21 protein-coding genes and 1 tRNA gene are annotated in these 23,872 nt (G+C 67.8%); 8 read left to right on the forward strand and 14 right to left on the reverse strand.

Going from position 1 to position 23,872, the window contains the following annotated elements:
* Positions 1-49: 49 nt before the first annotated feature.
* Positions 50-922 (reverse strand): sigma-70 family RNA polymerase sigma factor, encoded by an 873-nt coding sequence (locus C3E99_RS10915; RefSeq protein WP_067105384.1) that lies wholly within the window; start codon positions 920-922, stop codon positions 50-52.
* Positions 922-1,380, reverse strand: a complete 459-nt coding sequence (locus tag C3E99_RS10920) for a carboxymuconolactone decarboxylase family protein (RefSeq protein ID WP_076076282.1) — start codon at positions 1,378-1,380, stop codon at positions 922-924. Before C3E99_RS10920 ends, C3E99_RS10915 begins: the two co-directional genes overlap by 1 nt.
* A 267-nt stretch (positions 1,381-1,647) precedes the next feature.
* Here C3E99_RS10920 and C3E99_RS10925 point away from each other — a divergent pair, with 267 nt between their 5' ends.
* The gene (locus C3E99_RS10925; RefSeq protein WP_067105386.1) at positions 1,648-2,025 is read left to right on the forward strand and encodes a DoxX family protein; all 378 of its coding nucleotides are present in this window, start codon (positions 1,648-1,650) and stop codon (positions 2,023-2,025) included.
* A gap of 75 nt (positions 2,026-2,100) precedes the next feature.
* Here the strand turns inward: C3E99_RS10925 and C3E99_RS10930 are convergent, their stop codons facing one another.
* From C3E99_RS10930 to C3E99_RS10980, 11 genes are all read right to left on the reverse strand, one after another.
* Positions 2,101-3,075 (reverse strand): DUF6607 family protein, encoded by a 975-nt coding sequence (locus C3E99_RS10930; protein ID WP_076076285.1) that lies wholly within the window; start codon positions 3,073-3,075, stop codon positions 2,101-2,103.
* Positions 3,076-3,101: 26 nt separating this feature from the next.
* Complete coding sequence (locus tag C3E99_RS10935) at positions 3,102-5,372, reverse strand: TonB-dependent hemoglobin/transferrin/lactoferrin family receptor (protein ID WP_234002452.1); 2,271 nt, start codon at positions 5,370-5,372, stop codon at positions 3,102-3,104.
* Between the two features lie 477 nt (positions 5,373-5,849).
* Positions 5,850-6,857, reverse strand: a complete 1,008-nt coding sequence (locus C3E99_RS10940) for a PhoH family protein (RefSeq protein WP_067105388.1) — start codon at positions 6,855-6,857, stop codon at positions 5,850-5,852.
* Between the two features lie 132 nt (positions 6,858-6,989).
* The gene (gene miaB / locus C3E99_RS10945) at positions 6,990-8,354 is read right to left on the reverse strand and encodes a tRNA (N6-isopentenyl adenosine(37)-C2)-methylthiotransferase MiaB (RefSeq protein ID WP_104959781.1); all 1,365 of its coding nucleotides are present in this window, start codon (positions 8,352-8,354) and stop codon (positions 6,990-6,992) included.
* A 7-nt stretch (positions 8,355-8,361) separates the two neighbouring features.
* Positions 8,362-9,156: a lysophospholipid acyltransferase family protein gene (locus C3E99_RS10950; protein ID WP_076076294.1), complete on the reverse strand. Its 795-nt coding sequence runs from the start codon at positions 9,154-9,156 to the stop codon at positions 8,362-8,364.
* Positions 9,125-9,550 carry a Fur family transcriptional regulator gene (locus C3E99_RS10955; protein ID WP_067105391.1) on the reverse strand — a complete coding sequence of 142 codons (426 nt, stop codon included), beginning with the start codon at positions 9,548-9,550 and terminating at the stop codon, positions 9,125-9,127. Before C3E99_RS10955 ends, C3E99_RS10950 begins: the two co-directional genes overlap by 32 nt.
* A 126-nt stretch (positions 9,551-9,676) precedes the next feature.
* The gene (locus tag C3E99_RS10960; protein WP_067105392.1) at positions 9,677-10,108 is read right to left on the reverse strand and encodes a MucR family transcriptional regulator; all 432 of its coding nucleotides are present in this window, start codon (positions 10,106-10,108) and stop codon (positions 9,677-9,679) included.
* A gap of 110 nt (positions 10,109-10,218) precedes the next feature.
* Positions 10,219-10,695 (reverse strand): GNAT family N-acetyltransferase, encoded by a 477-nt coding sequence (locus C3E99_RS10965; protein ID WP_076076297.1) that lies wholly within the window; start codon positions 10,693-10,695, stop codon positions 10,219-10,221.
* Positions 10,692-11,309: a tRNA (adenosine(37)-N6)-threonylcarbamoyltransferase complex dimerization subunit type 1 TsaB gene (gene tsaB, locus C3E99_RS10970; protein WP_076076300.1), complete on the reverse strand. Its 618-nt coding sequence runs from the start codon at positions 11,307-11,309 to the stop codon at positions 10,692-10,694. Before tsaB ends, C3E99_RS10965 begins: the two co-directional genes overlap by 4 nt.
* 15 nt (positions 11,310-11,324) lie before the next feature.
* Positions 11,325-11,918: a malonic semialdehyde reductase gene (locus C3E99_RS10975; protein WP_076076303.1), complete on the reverse strand. Its 594-nt coding sequence runs from the start codon at positions 11,916-11,918 to the stop codon at positions 11,325-11,327.
* Positions 11,919-11,940: 22 nt separating this feature from the next.
* Positions 11,941-12,522: a NifU family protein gene (locus tag C3E99_RS10980; protein WP_067105461.1), complete on the reverse strand. Its 582-nt coding sequence runs from the start codon at positions 12,520-12,522 to the stop codon at positions 11,941-11,943.
* Positions 12,523-12,583: 61 nt separating this feature from the next.
* Between C3E99_RS10980 and C3E99_RS10985 the strand changes: the two genes are divergently transcribed.
* The 3 genes from C3E99_RS10985 to C3E99_RS10995 all read left to right on the forward strand — a co-directional run bounded on the left by C3E99_RS10985 (position 12,584) and on the right by C3E99_RS10995 (position 16,406).
* Positions 12,584-13,456: a hypothetical protein gene (locus tag C3E99_RS10985; RefSeq protein WP_076076305.1), complete on the forward strand. Its 873-nt coding sequence runs from the start codon at positions 12,584-12,586 to the stop codon at positions 13,454-13,456.
* A 22-nt stretch (positions 13,457-13,478) separates the two neighbouring features.
* Positions 13,479-13,554: transfer RNA gene (locus C3E99_RS10990), tRNA-Thr, on the forward strand.
* 59 nt (positions 13,555-13,613) lie between these two features.
* Positions 13,614-16,406 (forward strand): M14 family metallopeptidase, encoded by a 2,793-nt coding sequence (locus tag C3E99_RS10995; protein WP_234002453.1) that lies wholly within the window; start codon positions 13,614-13,616, stop codon positions 16,404-16,406.
* 18 nt (positions 16,407-16,424) lie between these two features.
* Here the strand turns inward: C3E99_RS10995 and C3E99_RS11000 are convergent, their stop codons facing one another.
* Positions 16,425-17,006, reverse strand: coding sequence for a TetR/AcrR family transcriptional regulator (locus C3E99_RS11000; RefSeq protein ID WP_076076308.1), 582 nt, complete (start codon positions 17,004-17,006; stop codon positions 16,425-16,427).
* Positions 17,007-17,157: 151 nt separating this feature from the next.
* On the opposite strand from C3E99_RS11000, the gene C3E99_RS11005 reads away from it, so the two are divergent.
* The 4 genes from C3E99_RS11005 to C3E99_RS11020 all read left to right on the forward strand — a co-directional run bounded on the left by C3E99_RS11005 (position 17,158) and on the right by C3E99_RS11020 (position 23,870).
* The gene (locus C3E99_RS11005) at positions 17,158-18,345 is read left to right on the forward strand and encodes an efflux RND transporter periplasmic adaptor subunit (protein WP_234002454.1); all 1,188 of its coding nucleotides are present in this window, start codon (positions 17,158-17,160) and stop codon (positions 18,343-18,345) included.
* A complete protein-coding gene (locus C3E99_RS11010) occupies positions 18,342-21,542 on the forward strand; it encodes an efflux RND transporter permease subunit (RefSeq protein ID WP_076076313.1) in 3,201 nt (1,066 codons plus the stop codon). Before C3E99_RS11005 ends, C3E99_RS11010 begins: the two co-directional genes overlap by 4 nt.
* Positions 21,542-22,954, forward strand: a complete 1,413-nt coding sequence (locus tag C3E99_RS11015) for an efflux transporter outer membrane subunit (RefSeq protein ID WP_104959782.1) — start codon at positions 21,542-21,544, stop codon at positions 22,952-22,954. Before C3E99_RS11010 ends, C3E99_RS11015 begins: the two co-directional genes overlap by 1 nt.
* 70 nt (positions 22,955-23,024) lie before the next feature.
* A complete protein-coding gene (locus C3E99_RS11020; protein ID WP_104959783.1) occupies positions 23,025-23,870 on the forward strand; it encodes a hypothetical protein in 846 nt (281 codons plus the stop codon).
* Positions 23,871-23,872: the final 2 nt, after the last annotated feature.

Here is a 23,872-nt window from a genome sequence, read left to right on the forward strand (position 1 = left end):
GCTCAGCACGAACGGATGAAAGAGCGGTTCAGATTTAACGCCCGCTGCCCTAATGCATATGCTTCAGCTTGTCGGGGTTGCGCATCACATAGATGGCAACGACCTTCCCCGCCTCGACCTCCAGCGCCGTGGTCTGATATTCGCCGTCGGCTTCGCGGGTGACGAAGCCGGGCAATCCGTTGATCGTCCCGACATGGACCAGCGTCGAGGCATGTTTGGCGAACAGCACGGCGAGGCTGCGATGCACCCGCATCACATGCGCGAAGCCGAGCACCGGCACCATCGCCGCGGGACGCTTGCCGCCGCCGTCGGACCACAGCCCGACATCCGCCGCAAGCAGCGTGCCCAACGCCTCCATGTCGCCGCCGCGCGACGCGGCGAAGAAGGCGTTGGCGATCGCGAGCCCCTGCTCGCTTTCGAGCCTGTAGCGCGGGCGCGCCTCGCGGACGTGCCTGCGCGCCCGCGCGGCGAGCTGGCGCGTCGCGGCGGCGTCGCGGCCGATCGTCGCCGCGACCTCGTCGAAGCCGACGCCAAAGACGTCGTGCAGCAGGAAGGCCGCGCGTTCGAGGGGGGAGAGCCGTTCGAGCGCGAGCATCAGCGGCAGCGTGACATCGTCGTCGGCCGCTTCCTCGACGAGCGGATCGGGCAGCCACGGTCCGATATAGGTCTCGCGCTGGCGCCGCGCCGACTTAAGCTGGTCGAGGCACAGCCGCGTCACGGTGCGGCGCAGCCACGCCGCCGGCGCCTCGACCGCCGCGCGGTCGGTGCCGAGCCAGCGGAGGAAGGCATCCTGCACCACATCCTCGGCATCGGCGACCGAACCGAGCATGCGATAGGCGACGCGGGTCAGCAGCGGCCGCAGCGGGTCGAAACTTGCTGCCGCATCCGCCGCCGCCACACCGGAGATGCCCGCGTCCGGCATCAGGCGGCCTTTACGGCCTTGCCGCCTTCGTACCACAGGCCGAAACCGACGACGAGGCGGTTCCAGCCGTTGATGACGTTGATCATCAGGGTCAGCTTCACCTGTTCCTCGGGCGTGAAATGCGCCTCCAGCGCCTCCCGCGCGGGTTCGTGCGCATGGTCCTGCGACAGGCGGGTCAGGGCATCGGTCCACGCGAGCGCGGCGCGTTCACGGTCGGTGTAGACCGGCGCCTCCCGCCATGCCGCGAGCAGATAGAGGCGCTGCTCGCTTTCGCCCTTCTCGCGCGCTTCCGCCGTATGCATGTTGATGCAGCTCGCGCAGCCATTGACGATCGACGAGCGGATCTTCACCAGTTCGATCAGGCTCGGCTCGAGGCTGTCCTGCGTCGCAAGCGACAGGCTCATCCATTGCTTCATCAGGGCCGGGGCGGCGGCAAAGGGGTCGGTCACAGAGGTCATCGCATGTCTCCTTGGCTTGAACATACGAACATGACGAGCGACGCGCGGGCATTGTGACATGCCGGCGGAAAATAATCGCATTCGCACCGTCATGGTCCCCCTCCCGGTAAAGCCGCTCCCCGGCGAAAGCCCGGGTCCATGTTCGGTCGCGCTGCGCCACGTGGCCTGGCAAGCTCAAGGTCGTCTTCGAGGCTGCGCGCGCGGCGCTATGCAACGGGCCGCGCTTGACCTAACACATGCCATCGACAGCGAAGGAGGGATTTGGTCATGAAATTTCTCGATGGTTACGCCGAACAGGCCTATGCGCTGCTGCGCATCGTCGCGGGGCTGATGTTCCTCGCGCACGGGGTGCAGAAATTCTTCAATTTTCCGACGGCCTTCCCGATGCCACTCAACCCGATGCTGAGCGCGGCGGGAGCGATCGAACTGGTCGCGGGCGGGCTGATCGTCATCGGCCTGTTCACGCGCCCCGCCGCCTTCGTCGCCAGCGGCATGGCGGCGGTCGGATACTGGATGGTCCACGGCAGCAAGGATATCTTCCCGATCGTCAACGGCGGCGAGACGATCGCGCTCTATTGCTTCCTCTTCCTGTTCGTCGCGACCCGCGGCGCGGGCATCTGGAGCGTCGACGCGGCGCGCGGATAACCGAGCCGGCAAAGATCGGGGGCAGCCCTTGCGGGCCGCCCCCAGTTGCGGGCTTCACATGCGTGAAGGGAGAGATCAAAGCGTCTTCGTGTTGGTCTCGATCAGCTTCTTCGCCTCGGCGATCGCCTTGGCGGTGGTCAGCTTCCTTTCCTGAACCTCGTCGGCGATCTCGAGCAGGCGGCCGCTGACGACGGTGCCGGTATCGGCCTGTTCCTTGATGGCGATGCCGCCTTTCTCACGCGCGACCCGGTCCCATTCGGCGCGCACGGCGGCCCAGTAATCCCTGGTCGCGGCCCAATAATCGTCGGCCGCCTTCACATCGTAATCGTCATATTTGATATAGGTGTTGAGGACATATTCCTGGACGATCGGGACGAGCTTGCCGCCCTTGATCCCCATCTTCGTATTATCCTGCCAGTGGATCCAGCCATCAGGCGACAGTTGGTGGCGGTTGATCGAGTAATAGCGGTCATAGGCGGGATTGCGGACCGCGTCGCGGCGCGCGAGCGGGCGCCACGTCCAGTTGGAGCGCCAGCGGCGGATGCCGGCCTGCGTCTCCAACTGGCCCCAGCCGCCATAGCGCGGGCTGTCGTCGACCTGCCACACCGTCTGCGACCAGCGGCCGGTGCGCATCTTCTCGGGAACATCCTCCCATTGCCAGCGGTTGCAGTCGGCATAGACGAGCACCCGCGCCGGTTCATATTCCCAATCCTGCCGCCAATGCTTGATGACGAAGGTCTTGTCGTTGTCGTCGGTGATGACGAGCATGTGCTGGAGCACGATCCGGCGCCCCGTGTCCTCGATCACCCGGACGACCTCGTTGCCCCCCGACCGCTTCGGTTCCAGCACCTCGTAGGTGGGGTCCCAGCGCGTCGATTCCTGCATGTTGAAGCCGACGTGATAATTGCCCGCCATCGCCAGGATGTCGGCCCGGTCGCGCTCGAAATTCGCGGCGGCTTCCTCGGCCGCGATCGGCGGATGCGCCGAAGCGGCGACGGGCAGCACGGCGGCGAGGATCAGCGCGGCGGCGAACGGGCGAAATCGGGTCATGGTGCAGTCTTCTTCCGGTTTGACGATCAGAAACGATAGCTCAGCGACACGCTCGCGTTGCGGCCGGGCTGGGTATAGGCATCGGCGCTGGCGGGCGCGACGAAGGTCGGCGGCGTCCCCGGCGGCGATCCCGCCGGCGGCGGAACCGCGGTCATCGCCAGGCTGCGCACATCGCTCCACCAGCTGTATTTCCTGTCGAGGATGTTGAAGATGCCGCCGCGCAGCGTCAGCCCGTCGGTGATCCGCACGAAGGCGGTCGCGTCAAGGATGGTGAAATCGTCGGGGCGGAAACATTCGGTGGAACAGACACCCGCGGCGCGCGATGCTTCCTTGCGGGCGCTGTGCGTCATGATGATCTGGCCGCCGAAGCGCCCCTGCCCCGGCTCGCGCCAGCCGACGCCGGCGACGAGCTTGAGCGGATCGACGCTCGACAGCGGCGAGCGGGCGCCAGACGGGTCGATCACGTCGCCCTTGGCATAGGATAGGGCGAGCGTCGTATATAGGCCGGACGACGCCCGCCCCTCGAACCGCGCCTCGGCCCCCTTGACCCTGACGCGATCGAGATTGACGAACTGGAATATGGTCGGGTCGGCCGCGGTGCCGCTGCCCCCCACATCTTCCTGACTGATGAAATCCTTGTAGCGCGCCGAAAAGGCGGTGACGTCGAGGCTGACATGGTCGCTTGAGAAACGCACGCCGCCTTCGAAGCTCTCGCTGCGCTCGGGTCCCAGGTCGGGGTTCGGCGCCGAGGTGTAGCCGAAAGCCAGATTCTCGAAGAACTGGTTCACTTCGCCCGGCTCCGGTGCCTTGAAGCCGGTCGCATAGTTGGCGAACAGCCGCACCTCGTCGGTGATCTTCCACACCGCCCCGAACTTGGGCGACAGGCGCGATCCGTCCTGCCCGGCGCCGGTGAAGCCCGGAAGCAACGGGTCGTTGCGCGGCGACAGGTCGTACCAGTCGAAGCGCAACGCCGGATAGAGTATCAGCCGTCCGTCGGCGATCGAAATCTCGTCGCCGACGAACAGGCCCGCGCGCGTGAAGTCGGTGGTCGGAAAGGCACGGGTCGGAAAGACCTCGCCCATCGGCGGGACGGTCCCGTCGCGCACGCCGCGCTGACGCGTCTTGCTGATGTCGCCGCCGAACACCAGCCGGTGCGTGATCGCACCGGTGGCAAAGTCGGCGCGGGCGTCGGCCGATGCGCCGAACACGCGGTTTTCGAAGGTGTTCAGGCGTTCGCGGTCGACCGCCGGGGTGCGATCCTCGTCGGTGAACTGCCGATCCTCGCCGTCCTGCCAATAGAGGGCGACCCGCGCGAAATCGATCGCACCCTCGCCCTGCCAGCTCCAGTCGAGCGACACGCGCTTGCGCTGCCCCGTGTCGCGCGCCTCGAGCAGCTCGACCGTCGGGCTGAGCCCGGTCAGCCCCTCGGTGAACAGGCGCGTGTCGAGATATTCGCCGGTCAGCCGCAGCTTGTGGCCGTTCGCGGGATCATAGACGATGCGGCCGAGCAGCGCGTCGGAGCGGCCGTCCTGCGGATTGGGTTCGGTGCGCGCCGTGCCGGTGCCGCCGACCGTCCCCTTGTTGTCGAGTTCCTTGTAGTCGCGCCGCGTATAGGCCGCCATCGCCGACCAGTCGCCGCTACGCCCGGCGAGGATCAGCGTTTCGCTGAACTCCTCGTCGGCGCTGCTGTAGGCGGCGCGAGCGAGGCCGCCGACGCTCTTGCCACCATCCAGGAAATCGGCCGGATCGGCGGTGATGAAGCTGACCGCGCCGGCGAGGCCGTCGCTGCCGTAGAGCGCCGACGAGGGGCCGCGCAATATCTCGACCGACTTGACGAGGCCCAGGTCGACATAGTCGCCGCGCCCCGCCGCCTGCGCGCCGAAACTGAAGCCGTCGGGAACGCGGACGCCGTCGACCTGGATCAGGACGCGGTTGCCGCCGATGCCGCGGATGTTGAAGCTGTCGTTGCCCGAGCGCCCCGTAGCGCTGAGCGCCGCGTTGAACCGCGCGGGCTGGCGCTGGACGCTGACGCCGGGTTCGAAGCGGACGAGGTCGCGGATGTCGGTGACGAGTTCGTCGGCCATCTGCTCGTCGGTCTTGACGGTGACGGTGGCCGGAACATCCTCCGCCTTCGTCGCGATGCGCGTTGCAGTGACGACGATATGATTCTTGCGCGCGAGCCAATAGGCGCCGTCATTGTCCTGCGCGACCGCGGGCGCCGCCGTGACGGCGAGCGCGAGACCGAGCGCCGCGCCGGCGGCGAGACGGGCAGCGGATGACGGGCGGTGGCTGATCAATTCTCTTCCCCTGAATGATTGCGATTGATTCGCAATAGTGTTGCCCTAGAGGCGGCCGATCACAGGGTCAAGAATGATATTGAGAATCGTTTGCGTAATATTGTGGGGAGCAGGCGGAAAGACCCGCGGCCGTCTCCGCGGTTCGGGGCGATCTGAAAGGACTTTCCTAAAATATCGCGGCGTGCCAGCCTTCGCATGGCTCTTTCGCTTTTCGGATATGCGCGGCTTTCGTTGAAAGCCATGCGGCAGGCCGCGCCGCCATGCCGAGAAAGGGAGCAAGCTCGCCAAGGCAGCGAGGACGAATTCCGCAATCATTGAAAAGACGAATCGCCTTTGCGTGAAAATCCACGTGCTCCCGCGAAGGAGGGAGCCCAGAGCGGCGAAACGGCTGCGCCGGTGTCAGAATGCCCCCCCGCCTGCGCGGGGACACCCAGCCGCGAGCACCGGAAGACCGTCAGAGCGGAATGCTGATCGGCCCTAAGCCCCCGGTCCCTCATAGGCCTCGACGATCCGCCCGACGATCGGGTGGCGGACGACGTCGGCGGCGGTGAAGCGGCTGACGTTGATCCCCTCGATCCCTTCGAGCCGCGCGACCGCGTCGGCCAGCCCGGACGTCGCGGGTGCGGGCAGGTCGACCTGCTTGGGGTCGCCGCAAATCACCATGCGGCTGTTCATGCCGAAGCGCGTCAGGAACATCTTCATCTGCGGGATGGTGGTGTTCTGCGCCTCGTCGAGGATGATGAAGGCGTCGGCGAGCGTGCGGCCGCGCATGAAGGCGAGCGGCGCGATCTCGATCTCGCCGCTCGCGATCCGGCGCTCGACCTGCTCGGCGGGCAGGCAGTCGTGGAGCGCGTCGTAGAGCGGGCGCAGATAGGGATCGACCTTTTCCTTCATGTCGCCGGGCAGGAAGCCGAGCTTCTCGCCCGCCTCGACCGCGGGGCGCGACAGGATCAGGCGCTGGACGCTGCCGGTGATGAGCTGCGCGACCGCCTGCGCGACCGCGAGATAGGTCTTGCCGGTGCCCGCCGGACCAAGCGCGAAGATCACGTCGTCGCGCGCCAGCGCCTGCATATAGGGGACCTGCGACGGCGCGCGCGGGACGATCGTCTTCTTGCGCGTGCGGATCATCACCGCCGGCGCCTCCGCCGCTTCGTGGCGGATGATGCCGTCGAGCGTCGGCTGCGCGGTCATCGCGATCACCGCGTCGACCAGCCCGACGTCGATCTCCTCGCCACGCTCGATCCGGCCATAGAGTTCAGTGAGCACGTCGCGCGCCCGCGCCGCGGCCTCGGCCTCCCCCTCGATCTGCACCCGGTTGCCGCGCGCCGAGATATAGACGCCGAGCCGGTTCTCGATCGCGACGAGATTGCGGTCGAACTCGCCGAAGAGGATGCCCAACAATTGTGTCCGCTCGAACTCCGCCGTCAATCGGACGCGGTCGCCGGGTTCGGCGGGCGTTGCGGCGGTCAGCGGGCGTTTGGACACGTGGGCAGGACTCCTTGGTTTAATGCGACTTGTGTCCCCGCGAAGGCGGGGACCCGGCGAAGAAACGCGCAAGGCCGCTCTGGGTCCCCGCCTTCGCGGGGACCCATACAGAAAACGGCCACAGCGCCGCCACTAGGCGACGGCTTCCATCAAAGGTTCGGCCCCCAGGCTGTTGGGACCGGCGGACGTGATCCGCACCTCGACCATGTCGCCGATCGCGAGCCCCGGCGCGGTGACGTGCACCGACTGGAGCCAGGGCGACTTGCCGATGAGCTGGCCGTCATGCTTGCCGCGACGTTCGAGGAGCAGGCGCGTCGCCCGCCCCACCGTCCGCTCGTTGAACGCCTGCTGCTGTTCGTTGAGCAGCGCCTGAAGCCGCTGGAGCCGGTCGTTCATCACCCCCTCTTCGACCTGTCCGTCCATCGTCGCGGCGGGGGTGCCGGGACGGCGCGAATATTTGAAGCTGTAGGCCATCGCATATTGCGTGGAGCGGACGATGGCGAGTGTCGCCTCGAAATCCGCTTCGCTCTCGCCCGGAAAGCCGACGATGAAGTCGCCGGAGATCGCGATGTCGGGCCGCGCGGCGCGGACGCGCTCGATGACCCGCAAATAGGATTCGACGCTATGGCTGCGGTTCATCGCCGCGAGGATGCGATCGCTGCCCGCCTGCACCGGCAGGTGGAGAAAGGGCATCAGCTTGTCGACCTCGCCATGCGCGGCGATCAGCCCGTCGGTCATGTCGTTCGGATGGCTGGTCGTATAGCGGATGCGTTCGAGCCCGTCCTCCTTCGCCAGTTCGCGGATCAGCCCGTCGAGCCCGATCGCGCGCCCCCGCTCGTCCTCGCCGTCCCACGCGTTGACATTCTGGCCAAGCAGCGTGATCTCCCGCACCCCGCCCGCGACCAGCGCGCGCGCTTCGGCGATCAGGTCCGCGAAGGGCCGGCTCGTCTCGGCGCCGCGCGTGTAGGGCACGACGCAATAGGTGCAGAATTTGTCGCAACCCTCCTGCACGGTCAGGAAAGCGGTCGGGCGCTGGCCGCCGGCGCGCTTCGGCAGCGCGCCGAACTTGCTGTCGAGCGGCATGTCGAGGTCGATCGCCTTCTCGCCCCGTTGGGCGCGGGCGATCAGGTCGGGCAGGCGGTGATAGGCTTGCGGACCGACGACGACATCGACGCTCGGCGCGCGGCGCGCGATCTCCGCCCCTTCGGCCTGCGCGACGCAGCCCGCGACCGCGATCGTCGGACGGCTGCCGTCCTCGCGCTTCAGCCGGCCGATGTCCGAATAAACCTTCTCGGCCGCCTTTTCGCGGATGTGGCAGGTGTTGAGGACGACGAGGTCGGCGTCGGCACCCTCGGCGGCGGCGGCATAGCCCCCGGCCTCCAGCATCTCGGCCATGCGTTCGCCGTCATAGACGTTCATCTGGCAACCGAAGGATTTGACGCGAAAGGTCTTGCCGGGACCCGGGACAGGCTTGCGGGCGGGAGAGTCGAATGTCATCGGCGCGCTATAGGCGATGCCGTGCCGTCGCGGAAGGGCGCGCCGTTTCCATGCACGCGACGATCGCGCTGCGCGCCGCCTCGGCCAGCAGCTTGCGGTCGCTCTCCATCTCGTCGGGCAGCGGATCGAGATAGTGGATGGTCAGCGCAACCTGGCGCCGCCGCGCGAGCATCCGCTTGAAATTGTCGAGCCCCGATTCGGGGTCCAGCCACGCGATGTCGGGCGCTTCCTCGCCATAATCGAGGAACACCGGCTGGACCTGAAGCCGCGGCGGCGTCGGGATGACGGCCTGGAGCAGCGAGGGACGGAAGGGCAGCAGGCCATCGCCCGGCCCCGTCGTCCCCTCGGGAAACAGCGTCACCGGCCTTCCCTGCGCCAATGCGCTGCGCAGCGCGTTCGTCTGGTTGTGGATCTCGCGCTTCGCCTCGCGCTGGATATAGACGGTGTGATTCTGGTCGGCGAGCCAGCCGACCAGCGGCGTCGTCTCCACCTCCGCCTTCGACACGAAGGCCGACCGCGCGGCGCCGCCCAGCGCCAATATGTCGAGCCAGCTCACATGGTTCGACACGAACAGCACGTCGCGGCGCAGGCGGGTGCCGGTGGTGCGGATGCGCAGCCCCGCGATCCAGCCCGCGGTGTTCAGGAAGGCCATGACCATCGGCGACGGCCGCCCCACCGCGCGATAGCAAAGATGCGGAACGATCAGGAACAGCAGCACTACCACCATCAGCGCCAGCCGGCAGACCGTGCGCCAGGTGACCGGAGCGCGATCAGTCGCGCTTGCGATCGATGGCGACGCCATAAAGCTCCATCCGGTGATCGACGAGGCGATAGCCGAGCCGCTCGGCGATCACCTTCTGCAACGCCTCCAGCTCGGGATCGACGAACTCGATGACCCGGCCGGTCTCGACATCGATCAGATGGTCGTGATGCGCCTCGGGCGCCGCCTCGTAGCGCGACCGGCCGTCGCCGAAATCGTGGCGGTCGAGAATCCCGGCCTCCTCGAACAGGCGGACGGTGCGATAGACGGTGGCGATCGAGATGCCGCTGTCGATCTTCGACGCGCGCTCGTACAGCGTTTCGACGTCGGGATGATCCTCCGAATCCGAAATCACGCGGGCGATGATCCGGCGCTGCTCGGTGATGCGCAGACCCTTTTCGTGGCACAGGGCCTCAAGATCGATCGTACCGGACATGGGAGCCTTTCCTGCAAGAAGCAGCCGTGCCTGTTCTTATGCCGACTGTATAGGGTCGCCCGGCCGATAGGACAAGGGCGGCGGCCTTGCGGTCGTCGCCCCCTTCCTTTCCGCCGGCGCTAAAATTCAGGCTTTCTTGCGCTTGCGACCGCCGCCGCGCCCCTTGGTGCCGAGGCCGATCTCCTTCGCGAGCGCGCGCCGCTTCTCGGCATAGCTGGGGGCGACCATCGGATAGTCGGCGGGCAGGCCCCACTTGGCGCGATAATCGTCGGGGGTCATGCCGTAATGCGTCATCAGGTGGCGGCGCAGCATCTTCAGCTTCCGGCCGTCCTCCAGGCAGACGATATGGTCGGGCTTCACCGACGCGCGGATCGACACCGCCGGGACCGGCTTTTCCTCGGGCTCCGGTTGGGTGCCGAGCCCCGACAACGCGGCGTGGACATTATTGATCAGCATCGCAAGGTCCGAAATCGCGACGCTGTTGTTGCTGACATGTGCCGCGACGATGTCGGCGGTCAGCGTCACGAGCATTTCATTGGTATCGGCCTGATCCGACATGAGCTTGTTCCTTATCGTATGAACCGGAGGCAGGAATGCCTCATAGTATATCTCTGCGTCCCGATGCCTATAGTGGCATCGGGATCGTTCCGTCGCAAGACGAATCGTATCTATTCTTCGGCTATGTCCGATCGCCGCATGGTAATCGCATCGCGGACCAATCCATCGCCGCCTCTATAATAGGCATTTCGCCTGCCACATTCAGAAAAGCCGGCGCGGGTGTAAAGATGAACAGCGTCATTGTCGGCACGCATTTCGAGGAAATAGTCGGACACGCCCTGATCCGACGCCCATTGCCGCCAGTCGTCGATCAGGCGTGCGCCGATTCCGCGCCCGCGCCGGTCGGGCACGACGGCGAGCAGCAGCAATTCGCTTTCGGGGCCCGCGACGCGCGCGGCATAGAAGCCGCAGGGCACCTCCCCGTCCCAGGCGAGCGCGACGCGCGCCGACGGCAGCGCGAACAGCGTGAGCATCTGCGCGCTGCTCCATGCTTCGCCATAGGCCGGATCGAACGCCGCCTCCATCACACGCATCACCGCGCCGATGTCGGCGATTTTAGCCGGCGCGAGGCGCAGACCCCCCATCATCGCGTCACCATCGGTTTCGCATCGGGGTCGCGGCCATAGATCGGGCTGGGATCGGCGAAAAAGGCGGCGGGGGGTAACGCGGCGGCATGGCGGGCGTCGGGCAGCATCGGCAGCGCCCGGCCCGACCCGCGCCGCGCGACAAAGGCTTCGGCGCGGTTACCGACCGCCAGCGCCGCATCGAACGTGGCCGCCTCGTCGGGCAGCAGCGAGCGCACCGGAGCGCGGGGCGTGAGATCGGCGCCGAAGGGCTGCACGAACCATTGGCCGTGCCCGCCTTCCATCACCACCAGCGCGCCGTCCGCCACCGCGACCGCTTCCGCCGCCCCTGCCGCGACCAGCGCCAATGTCGAAAAGCCCTGCACCGGGATGCGCCAGCCGAGCGCCAGCGCGCGCGCCGCGGCGACGCCGATGCGCACGCCCGCGAAGCTGCCCGGGCCGCAGCCGACCGCGATCGCGTCGGCGCGGCCGCCGTCCGTCAGTTCGGCGATCAGCGGCACCAGCCGTTCGGCATGGCCACGCCGGATGATTTCATGCCGGAAATCGACGACCCGCTCCCCGTCCAGCAGCGCCGCCGAGCAGGCTTCGCTCGCCGAATCGATGACCAGGCGCCGCATCGATGCCGCGCGCGGTCAGGCGATGCGATTGAAGCGGCCGAAATCGGGCCGCGGGCTGCGCTCGAAGATGCTCGCCGGATCGCCATAGCCCAGCGTCGCAATGAAATTGCTCTTCACGTTCGGCGTATCGGCAAAGAAGGCCGCGTCGACCCCCGCATTATCGAAGCCCGACATCGGGCCGGTATCGAGCCCGAGCGCGCGGGCCGCCATGATGAAATAGGCACCCTGCAGGCTTGCGTTGCGGAACGCCGTCGTCTGCGCCAGCGCCGCATTGCCGACGAACCAGCTCCGCGCGTCGGTGTGCGGGAACAGTTCGGGCAGATGCTCGTAGAATTCATGGTCCATCGCGATGATCGCGGTGACCGGCGCCTTCAATATCTTCTCGGCATTGGCCGGCATGGCGAGCGCCGCCAGCTTCTGCTTCGCCGCGTCCGACACGCACCAGACGATCCGCGCCGGCAGGCTGTTCGCGCTCGTCGGGCCATATTTCATCAGGTCCCAGATGGCGCGCAGCTGATCCTCCGACACCGGCCGGTCGAGATAAAAGTTATAGGTGCGCGCGGCACGAAAAAGCTGGTCGAGGGCGCTGTCGGCAAGCGGCTCGCTCATCGGGATACTCCTGTGGCTGGATTCAGATGGCGTGAACCGCCGTCACTTCGGGAACATAATGCTTTAGCAGCGTCTCGATCCCGTTCTTGAGCGTCGCGGTCGAAGACGGACAGCCCGAACAGGCACCCTGCATCTTCAGATAGACATTCCCCTTGTCGAACCCGCGATAGATGATGTCGCCGCCGTCGTTGGCGACCGCGGGGCGGACGCGGGTCTCGATCAACTCCCTGATCTGCGCGACGATGTCGGCATCGGCTGGGTCGTCGGCGAACCCGCCTTCCTCTTCCTCCGCCGGAACCGCGATGCCCGTGGCGCTCGGGGGATGGAACAGGGGCATGTCGGCCAGGAAATGATCGACCATGATGCCCAGCACGTCGGGCTTCACATCGCCCCATGCGGCACCGGGCGCGATCGTCACCGAAATGAAGTCGCGGCCGAAGAAGACACCGGTCACGTCGCCGAGCGCGAACAACGCGGTGGCGAGCGGCGACGCTTCGGCTTCCTCGGGACTGGCGAAGTCGCGGGTTCCCATGTCCATCACCGGCCGGCCGGGCAGGAATTTGAGCGTCGCGGGGTTGGGCGTCGATTCGGTTTCGATCAGCATGGCGTGCATGTGGGACGCCCGCGCGCTTTGTGCAAGGAATGAGATAATTCTATGAAGGCGCATGCGCCGCTTTTCCCATTTCGCCGCCATCGACTGGTCGGGCGCCCGCGGCGCGCGGCACAAGGGGATCGCGCTGGCGGTAGCGAGCGGCGCGGCGGCGCCGCGGCTGGTCCGTCCCGGTCATGTCTGGTCGCGGGGCGAAGTGCTCGCATGGCTCGAATCGCTGCTGGCCGCGGACGCGGACATGCTGATCGGTTTCGATTTCTCGGCCGCCTTCGCCTTCGCCGACCGCGACGCCTATTTTCCCGGCTGGCGCGACAGCCCGGACCGGATTCGCGACCTTTGGGCGCTCGTCGAGCGGCTGGCGGCGGGCGATCCACATCACGAAGCGGGCGGCTTCCTGGCTCACCCAGAGGCGCGGCGTCATTTCCGACACCCGGGGGGCGAGGTCGGCGATCTGTTCGAGCCCGGCGCCGGCCGGCTGCGCATCGTCGAGCATCACCAGCGCGCGACGCGCCAGGCGGCGAGCGTCAGCAACTTCAACCTCGTCGGCGCGGCACAGGTCGGCAAGGCGAGCCTCAGCGGCATGCGCCTGCTCCATCGTCTCGCCGGCCGCCTGCCGCTGTGGCCGGTCGATCCGGTGCCCGCGCACGGTCCGCTGCTCGTCGAAATCTATACCAGCCTCGCCGCGCGCGCGGCGGGCATGGCGCCGGGACGCAGCAAGATTCGCGACGGCACCACACTCGATGCCGCGCTCGCGGCGCTGGGGTCGCCGCCCGCGGGCTTCGTCGGCCCGATCAGCGACCATACGAGCGACGCGCTGCTCACCGCCGCCTGGCTGCGCGCGATCGCGCCGGACGCCGCCCCCTGGTCCCCCACCCCGCTGACCGATGCCGTCGCACGCACCGAAGGCTGGACCTTCGGCATCATTTGAAGCAAAGGGCGAAACGCCGCGTGCCGGCTTAGCTCAGTTGGTAGAGCAACCGCCTTGTAAGCGGTAGGTCGTCGGTTCGAGTCCGACAGCCGGCACCAGCGATACGGCATCCCGCCGGTCGCACCTTCGCCCGCCATCAGTTTAACCGGAGTCGTTCATGCGCCATCATCCTTCGGTCGCCATCGCCGCAGCCCTGTTCGCGGCAACGCTGCCGATGGGATCTACGCTCGCGCAGCAGGCCGCCGAAGCGGGCACCGCGACCGCCACCGTCACCGCGCCGGCCGATTTCTTCAAGCAGTCGCCGGGAAGCGACTATTATCTCGCGAACTACAGCGAATATGAGGCCTATCTGAAGCGCCTCGCCGGCGAGACGGACCGGATGAAGCTGGTCGACATCGGCAAGACCGCCGAAGGTCGTACCCAGTGGATGGCGGTCGTCTCCTCCCCCGCCAACCTCGCGCGGCTCGACGAATATCGGGACATTGCGCGAAGGCTGGCAAAGGCGGAGGGCATCGACGAGGCCGAGGCGCACCGGCTGGCGGCGCGCGGCAAGGCCGTCGTGTGGATCGACGCCGGTCTCCATGCCACCGAGACGGTGACGTCGCAGGGGCAGATTCAGATCATCCACCGCATGCTCAGCCAGTCCGATCCCGAAACGCTGCGCATGCTCGACGACTGCATCATCCTGTTCGCACACGACAATCCCGACGGGATGGAACTGGTCAGCAACTGGTACATGCGCCACGCCGACCCGGCAAAGCGCGAGTATGCGACGCTGCCGCGGCTCTACCAGAAATATGTCGGTCACGATAACAACCGCGACAGCTTCATGGCGGCGATGCCGGAGACCGAGAACGTCAACCGCGTCCTGTTCCGCCAATGGTATCCGCAGATCGTCTACAACCAGCACCAGACCGGCCCCGAGGGGATGGTGGTGTTCGTGCCGCCGTTCCGCGACCCCTTCAACTTCAACTATGATCCGATCGTGATGGCGATGCTGAACGAGGTCGGCTTCGCCATGCATTCGCGCCTGATCGCAGAGGGCAAGGCGGGATCGGGCACGCGCAGCGCGGCGCCCTATTCGACGTGGCACAACGGCATGGAGCGCTCGGTCTCCTATTTCCACAACAGCATCGGCCTGCTGACTGAGATCATCGGCGGCCCGACGCCGACGAAGATACCGCTGGTCCCCGCGACGCAATTGCCGCGCGGCGACGAGATGATGCCGATCGCGCCGCGCGCCTGGCATCTGCAGGATTCGCTCGACTATCAATGGACGCTCAACCGGGCGGTCATCGACTATGCGTCGCGCAATCGCGAGCGGCTGCTCTTCAACATCTGGCGGATGGGGGCGAACAGCATCGAGAAGGGCAGCAGGGACAGCTGGACGATGACGCCGACCAAGGTCCAGCGCCTCGCCGACGCCGCACCACTGGACCAGAAGGACGCGCGCCCGGGCAGCGCGAAGAAGGTCGACCCGGCGCTCTATACCGCCCTGACGCAGCGGCCCGAGGAGCGCGATCCGCGCGCCTATGTGATCCCGGCGGGACAGGCCGACATGCCAACCGCGGTCGCCTTCCTCAATGCGCTGATCAAGAACGGCGTCGATGTCGAGCAGGCCGCCGCGCCGTTCACGGCGGGGGGCAACACCTATCCGGCGGGCTCCTATATCGTGCGCACCGCGCAGGCCTATCGCCCGCATATCCTCGACATGTTCGAGCCGCAGGACCATCCGCACGACGCCGAATATCCCGGCGGTCCGCCGAAGGCGCCCTACGACATCACCGGCTATACGCTCGCCTATCAGATGGGGATCGGGTTCGACCGCATCCTCGACGGCATCGAGGGGACGTTCGCGCGCGTGCCCGATCTGTTGTCCCCGCCCCCCGGCCGCATCGAGGGACAGGGCAAGGCCGGCTGGATCGTCGGCCACGAAACGAACAACAGTTTCATCCTGACCAACCGTCTGCTCAAGGCGGGGGCAAAGCCGGCGTGGATCGACGCGCCGGTCACCGCGAACGGTCACGCGCTGCGGCCCGGCGCGATCTGGATCCCGGCCTCGCCCAGGGCAACGCCGGTCATCGAGCGGGCCGTCCGCGAGTTGGGGCTGGTCGCGATCGCCAGCGACCGGGCGCCCGAGGCGGGACTCCTGCCGCTGAAGCCGGTGCGCATCGGCCTCGTCGACCGGTATGGCGGGCTGATGTCGGCGGGCTGGACCCGCTGGCTGCTCGAACAGTTCGAGTTCGATTTCCAGCCCGTCTATCCCAGGCGACTCGAGGCCGGAAACCTCGCGCGCGATTTCGACGTGATCCTGTTCACCGATGGCGCGCTGCCGCCGAAGGGGGCGTGGGGAACCGACCGGGCGGGCAAACAGCCGTCCGAACAGGACACGCCGCCCGAATATCGCGCCACGCTGGGAACACTCTCGGACGAGCGGATCGCGCCCGCCATCGACGGCTTTATCCGCGGCGGCGGAACCGTCGTCGCGATCGGCAACGCGGGACGGTTCACCGACCTTCTGTCGGTGCCGCTCGCCCCGGCGCTGGTGCGGCAGGTCGGCGGTGAGCGCAAGGCGCTCGACACCAAGAGCTTCTATATTCCCGGGTCGATCCTGCGCGCGCGCGTCGATAACCGGCAACCGCTGGGATACGGCCTGCCCGAGGCGGTCGACATCTTCTTCAACCGCTCGCAAACCTTCACCCCGGCGCCCGGCGCCACGGATTACGGCAAGGTCGCCTGGTTCGAGGATCGCAACCCGCTGCGCAGCGGCTGGGCCATCGGCGAGGAAAGGCTGGCCGGCACGATCGCGGTGGCTGACATCAGCCTTGGCCGCGGAAAGATGTTCCTGATGGGGCCGGAGGTCGCCCAGCGCGCGCAATCGCACGGCACCTTCAAATTCCTGTTCAACGGCCTGCTCTACGGTCCCGCCGCGGCAGAGGCGAAGCGGTAATCCGCTTCGTCCCGCGCGTCAGCAGGTCAGCGCGGCTTCGAACAGGCAGCGAAAGCGTTCGGTGCATTCGGCCCGGTCGCCGTCGTCGAGCGACAGCGCATCGACGCGCATGATGCTTCGCAGCACGCCGATCCCGATCAGGATCGACAGCAGCATGTTGGCGCGCAGTTCGCCGTCCTTGCCGATCAGCTCCGCCAGCGGGCCGAGCACGTCGAGATGGACGAGGTCGCGGATGATCTCCCCCGCCTTGGGCGAGGAAGCGGAGCGCAGCATGATGATGAACATTTCCATCCGATGCTGCCGATCCTCGTCGGCATCCTCGGCAACGAGCTGGGCGAGGAAGGCTGGCAGGTCGGCGGCGCTCTTCGGTTCACGGAACAGGTCGGCTTCCTTGTCGGCGAAGACGACTTCGCGGAACAGGCCCTCCTTGCTGCCGAAATAGCGGCCGATCAGCGCGACATCGACCCCGGCGTCGCTGGCAATGTCGCGCAGCCCGACGCCGTCATAGCTTTCGCGCACGAAGCGCTGGTGCGCCGCGGCCAATATCGTCGCGCGCGTCGCGACGGGGTTGCGTTTCCTTATGGGTGTGGTCCTCACCATGACGCCGCCCCTAAAGCATTCCGCGAATAAATCAACAGGTGTTGACTTGCCTCGCAAGGGCGATTAGTCGGCGTCCCCGGCGTCGCGCGGCCCCTTCCCCCTCCCTCGCCGCGCGATGCCGCATCGTCCTGACAGAAAAAAGATACAAGCCATGACCCTGCGCTTTCCTCTCGCGCTTTCGCTGATGCTTTCGCTGCTGCTGTCCGCCTGTTCGGGCGGCGACGACGCGCAGGGCGGTCCGCCCGCGCTGCCGGTGACGGCGGCCACGCCGCTGGTGCGCGAGGTTACCGAATGGGACGATTATGTCGGGCGTTTCGAGGCGGTCGACAGCGTCGAGGTGCGCCCGCGCGCCTCGGGCTACCTCCAGCGCTCGCATTTCACCGACGGCCAGTATGTCCGCGCCGGCCAGCTTCTCTTCACCATCGACGCGCGACCGTCGCAGGCCGTGCTCGACCAGGCGCGCGCGCAGCTTGCGCGGGCACAGGCGACGCTCGCCAACGCACGGACCGAACTGGCGCGCTCGCAGACGCTCGCCGCCTCGCAGGCCGCCAGCACCGAGGAGGTCGAACAGCGCCGCGCCGCCGTGCGCGCCGGAGAGGCCGACGTCGCCGCCGCGCAGGCCGCGATCCGCGCCGCCGCGCTCAACGTCGGCTTCACCCGTGTCACCGCCCCGATCTCGGGCCGCGTGTCGCAGCGTCTGGTCGACCCCGGCAATGCCGTCACCGCCGACCAGACGATCCTGACGACGATCGTGTCGACCAGCCCGATGCATTTCAGCTTCCAGGGGTCGGAGGCGAGCCTGCTCGAATATGAGCGCCGCGGCGACACGCTGCAGAACGCACCGGTGCGCATCCGCCTGCAGGGCGAGGAAAGCTACACCCGTACCGGGCGCATAGACTTCGTCGACAATGCGCTGAGCACCGGGTCGGGCACGATCACCGTGCGCGCGGTGGTCGCCAACAGCGACGGCAAGCTGCGTCCCGGCCTGTTCGGCCAGCTCCAGCTCGCCGCTTCGGCGCCCCGCTCCACGATCCTCGTTCCCGACACCGCGATCGTAACCGACGCCGCGCGCCGTCTCGTCTATGTCATCGACCCCAAGGATGTCGTGCAGGCACGTCCGGTGACGCTCGGCCCGGTGATCGACGGGCTGCGCGTCATCCGCTCGGGCCTGACCGCGCAGGATCGCGTCGTCGTCGGCGGCATCCAGCGCGCGATGCCCGGCAAGCCCGCCAAGGTCGAGGCAGGCCGCATCGTCCCCGATGGCAAGGTCGTCACCGCCAAGGGCCAGCCCGCGGCCCCGGCAAAGGGCGCGGCGGCGAAGAAGGGCGCCGGCCAGTGAAATTCAGCCGTTTCTTCGTCGACCGCCCGATCTTCGCGGCGGTCATCGCGATCTTCATCACGCTGATCGGCGCCTTCGCCTATCCGCAGCTTCCGCTCGCCCAATATCCGGAGATCGCGCCGCCGACGATCGGCATCACCGCCTCCTATCCCGGCGCCTCGTCCGAAACGATCGCCGAGACGGTCGCCTCGACGCTGGAGCAGGAGATCAACGGCGTCGAGAACATGCTCTATCTGCAGAGCAGCTCGACGCAGGGGATGGCGCAGATCACCGTCACCTTCCAGCCGGGCACCGACCTCGATGCCGCGCAGGTGCTTGTCCAGAACCGCGTCGCGCTCGCCGAGCCGCGCCTGCCCGAACAGGTGCGCCAGATCGGCGTGCAGGTGAACAAGCAGGAAACCGGCTTCCTGATGATCGTCGCGCTGACCTCAACCGATCCGGCGATCGACACCGATTATGTCGGCAACTACGCCAATTCGACGCTGCGCGACCGGCTGTTGCGGCTGAAGGGCGTCGGCGGCGTCCAGATCTTCGGCGGCGGCTTCTATTCGATGCGTGTGTGGATCGATCCCGACAAGGCCGCCGCGCGGAACCTGACCGCGACCGAGATCGTCGCTGCGCTGCAAAGCCAGAATGTCCAGGTCGCAGGCGGGTCGGTCGGCGCCCCGCCCTATGGTCAGGGCAATCCCGCCTTCGAGCTGCCGGTCGAGGTTCCCGGCCGCCTCGTCACCCCCGAACAATTCGCCGATGTCGTGATCAAGACCGACACGCAGAACGGCGCGATCACCCGGCTGAAGGACGTCGCGCGGGTCGAACTGGGCAGCCAGGACTACAGCGTGCGCGGTGTGTTCAACGGCCGGCCCGGCGTCGGCATGGCAGTGATCCAGCAGCCCGGCGCCAACGCGCTCGACGCCGCGAATCTCGTGCTGCAGGAAGTCGAGGCGGCGTCGAAGGATTTCCCGCCGGGGCTCGAATATCAGATTCCGTTCAACCCGACCGAATATGTCCAGGCGTCGGTGACCGCGGTGCAGGAAACGCTGGTCGAGGCGCTGCTGCTCGTCGTGCTGGTGGTGATGGTCTTCCTCCAGACGTGGCGTGCCGCGATCATTCCGATCGTCGCCATCCCCGTGTCGCTCGTCGGCACCTTCGCGGTGCAACTCGCGCTCGGCTTCTCAATCAACTCGCTGTCGCTCTTCGCACTCGTGCTCGCGGTCGGCATCGTCGTCGACGACGCGATCGTCGTGGTCGAGGCGGTCGAGAAGCATGTCCGGCAGGGCCTCAGCCCGCGCGAGGCCGCGCACCGGACGATGGACGAGGTGTCGGGCGCGCTGATCGCGATCGCACTGGTGCTCGTCGCGGTGTTCGTGCCGACCGCCTTCGTCCCCGGCATCCCCGGCATCTTCTATCAGCAGTTCGCGGTGACGATCGCCGCCGCGACGGTCTTCTCGCTGCTCACCTCGCTGACGCTGTCGCCGGCGATGGCGGCGCTGCTGCTGCGCCCGCACGAAGAGGGTCGGCATGCAGAACCGAAGAACCCGGTGATGCGCTTCGGCCGCCGCGCGGCGGACCGCTTCAACGAAGGGTTCGACAAGCTGTCGGAACGCTACGGCCAGACGACGGCGAAGCTGGTGCGCAAGACCGGCGTGATGCTGGTCATCTATGCGGTGCTCCTCGCCTTCACCGGCTGGCGCCTGACCGACACGCCGACGGGCTTCATCCCCGACCAGGATCAGGGCGTGCTGATCGGCGTCGTCCAGCTTCCTCCCGGCGCGTCGCTCGACCGCACCAGCGAGGTGCTGACCCGCGCCCAGCAGACAGTGGCGGCGATGGACGGTATCGAAAGCGTCTCGACCTTTGCCGGGCTCGACGGCGCGAGTTTCTCGACCGCATCGAACGCGGGCACGATGTTCATCCGCCTCGCCGACTGGAGCGATCGCGGCAAGGCGCTCAGCGCGACCGCGCTGTCGCAGCAATTGTCGGGCGCGCTCGCCGGCGCGCTGCCCGAAGCCAACGCCTTCGTCATCGCCCCGCCGGCGGTGCAGGGGCTCGGCAACGGTAACGGCTTCACCATGATGATCCAGGCAACCGGCGGCGGCAGCTATCAGGACCTCGAAAAAGCGACGCTGGCGATGATGGGCGGTGCGCAGCAGGTGCCCGACGTCACGCAGGTCTTTTCGTTGTTCAACACCGGCAGCCCGCGCATCTTCGCCGACGTCGATCGCGACAAGGCGCAGATACTCGGCGTCGACCCCAGCCAGGTCTATGCCGCGCTCGGCACCTATCTCGCCTCGACCTATGTCAACGACTTCAACTTCCTCGGCCGCACCTTCCGCGTGACCGCGCAGGCCGAACCGTCCGCGCGCAGCCGGATCGAGGATGTCGGGCGGCTTCAGGTTCGCTCCTCGTCGGGCGAGATGGTCCCGCTTTCGTCGGTCGCGAGCTTCCGCGACGACAGCGGCCCGACGCGCGTCGTGCGCTACAACCTCTTCCCCGCGGTCGAATTGCAGGGACAGGCGGCACCGGGCGTGTCGTCAGGCGCGGCGCTCGCCGCGATGGAGGGGCTCGCCGCGCAGACCCTGCCCGCCGGATTCGCCTATGAATGGACGGGCCTCGCCTATCAGGAGAAGGCGGCGGGAAGCAGCGCGGTGCTGATCTTCCTGCTCGCGGTGGTGTTCGTCTTCCTCGTGCTCGCGGCGCAATATGAATCGCTGCCGCTGCCGCTCGCGGTGATCCTGATCGTGCCGATGTGCATATTGGCGGCGATGATCGGGGTGAACCTGCGCGGGATGGACAATAACATCCTGACGCAGGTCGGCCTCGTCGTCCTGATCGCGCTGGCGGCGAAGAATGCGATCCTGATCGTCGAATTCGCCAAGCAGGGCGAGGAGGAAGAGGGGATGAGCACGCTGGAGGCGGCGGTGCATGCCGCACGGTCGCGCCTGCGGCCGATCCTGATGACCAGCTTCGCCTTCATCTTCGGCGTGCTCCCGCTCGCTGTCGCCAGCGGCCCGGGACAGGAAATGCGCCAGGCGCTCGGCACCGCCGTCACCTTCGGCATGCTCGGCGTCACCGTGTTCGGCCTGATCTTCACCCCCGTCTTCTATGTCGTCTGCCGCCACCTCGGCGACCGGGTGAAGGCGCGAGTCAGGCGGCGGCGCGGCAGCGCAGGCGACGAACAGCCGGTGGAGGCGCAGTGATGACCCGTTCGATCCTTCTCTCCGCAACCGCCGCGCTCGCGCTGTCGGGCTGCATGGTCGGTCCCGGCTATGTGTCGCCGACTCCGACCGCGCCCTCGCAGGTGCCATTCCTCGAAGCTGGCGCGTCGCCCGCTTTCACCGGCGACCAGCCGCCGGGCGAATGGTGGAGCCTGTTCGGCGATCCGACGCTCGACACGCTGGTCGGGCAGGCGCTGGCCGCGAACACCGACCTGCGCGTCGCCGCCGCCAATCTGGCGCAGGCGCGCGCGGTGCTCAAGGAAGCGCAGGCGGGCCGCCTGCCGACGACCAGCATCGGCGCCGGCGGCACCTATGCGCGCCAGTCGGGCGCGACCACCGGCGTCGGCCCGGTCGAGGGCGAAAGCTATGATGTCGGTCTCGACGTCGGCTATCAGGTCGACCTGTTCGGCCGCGTCGAAAGCGCGATCCGCGCGAGCCGCGCCGACGCCGACGCAGTGCAGGCCGCCTTCGACCTCACCCGCATCACCGTCGCGGCGGAAACCACGCGCGCCTATGCCGATGTCTGCGCGTTCAACCGCCAGCTCGCTGTCGCCAATGACACGCTGCGCATCCAGGAACAGACATTCGACCTGACGCGCCGCCTGTTCGAGGGTGGTCGCGCGACGCGGCTCGACACCGGCCAGGCCGGCGCGCTGCTCGAACAGACGCGCGCGACGCTGCCGACGCTGGAAGCACAGCGCGCCGCGGCGCTCTATCGCCTTGCGGTGCTGACCGGCAAGCCGCCGGCAGAGGCCCCGCAGGCGGCGCTGCAATGCCAGGCGCCGCCCGAGCTCGACCGGCCGATCCCGGTCGGCGACGGCGCCTCGCTGCTCGCGCGCCGCCCCGACATCCGCCGCGCAGAGCGTCAGCTCGCGGCGGCGGCGGCCCGCGTCAACGTCGCGACGGCCGACCTCTACCCCAGCATCAGTATTGGCGGCGCGATCGGATCGACCGCGGGGTCGGTGTCGGGGCTCGGCCGCTCGGACAATTTCCGCTTCTCGATCGGCCCGCTGATCTCGTGGAGCTTTCCGAACATCGCGGTCGCACGGTCGCGGCTGAAACAGGCGGAGGCGGGCGCCGACGCGGCGCTCGCGACCTTCGACGGGACGTGGCTGGCGGCGTTGCAGGAGACCGAAAGCGCGCTCGCCAACTATGCCGGCGAACTCGACCGGCTGGCGGCGCTGCGCCGCGCCGCGGACGAGGCGGGCGAAGCGGCGCGTATCGCGCGGCTGCGCTATCAGGCGGGGCGCGAGGCTTTTCAGGTCGTGCTCGACGCCGAACGCTCGCTCGCGCAGATCCGGGCGAGCATCGCGCAGGCGGAGCAGCAGCGCTCGACCAGCCTCGTCGCGCTGTTCCTCGCCCTCGGCGGCGGCTGGCAGGCGCCGGCGGGTTGATCGGCTACATGATCGGGCGGATGACCGCGCACGCCGGGCATGTCATCATGCTCTTGCGGGAAGCCCGGGCTTGACCACCCTGATCGCCCTCGTCGCCGCGCTCGCCTTCGTTCCGCTCGCGGCGGGGCTTTGGCTGTTGCCGCAGGCACCGGGCCGCGAGCCCATGCAGTGGCGCGGCTTCGGCGCATCGGCGCTGCTTTGCGCGCTCGCCTTCAACCTGACCTTCTTCGTGCAGGAGGTCGGGCTCGTGCTCCCCAAGGCGCTGGTGCCGGGGCTGCATCCGGTGCTCTACCACAATGATCACGACTGGCGCGGCGATGTGCCCATCGCCGAATTGCTGCAGGCCACGGGCGCGGTCGCGACGCTGGCGAGCGGGCTTTTCTTCCTCTGGCTGGCGCGGCGGATCGGGCCGGACCGACCCGGCTGGCGCCTGTTCGCCTTCTGGATGGCGTTCGAGGGGCTGTTCCAGTCGCTGAGCCAATGGGCGGTCGGCAGCCTGATCCCGGGTAACGACGTCGGCCGCGCGCTGGCCTGGCTGGGCGCCGGGACCGGCGTTCGCGCCGCACTGCTCGCCGGGACGGCGTTCGCGCTGTTCGCCGCCGGGCGTGCATTGGCGCCGCTGTGGCCGCTGCGCCGCGGGGCCGCGAGCCGCGCGACGGTGCTGCCAGTCGCCGCCGCGCTGGCCGTCGCGGTGCTGCTGTGCATTCCGTTCCGCGCCCCGCGCGAACCGGTCGAGGTCGTGCTGATCCCGATCGTCGTGCACCTGATCGGGCTCGGCTGGCTGGCGCTCGGCTTCGCCATGCGGCGCGCCGGAGCGGAAGGTCATGCTCTCGCGCCCCCCGGCCCGCCGCTGGCGGCGCTGGCCCTGCTGCTCGCCTTCTTCCAGATCGTCCTGCGACCCGGCATCGCCTTCTAACG

The organism is Sphingopyxis sp. MG, from assembly GCF_002953155.1.
In the GTDB taxonomy this organism is placed as follows: domain Bacteria; phylum Pseudomonadota; class Alphaproteobacteria; order Sphingomonadales; family Sphingomonadaceae; genus Sphingopyxis; species Sphingopyxis granuli.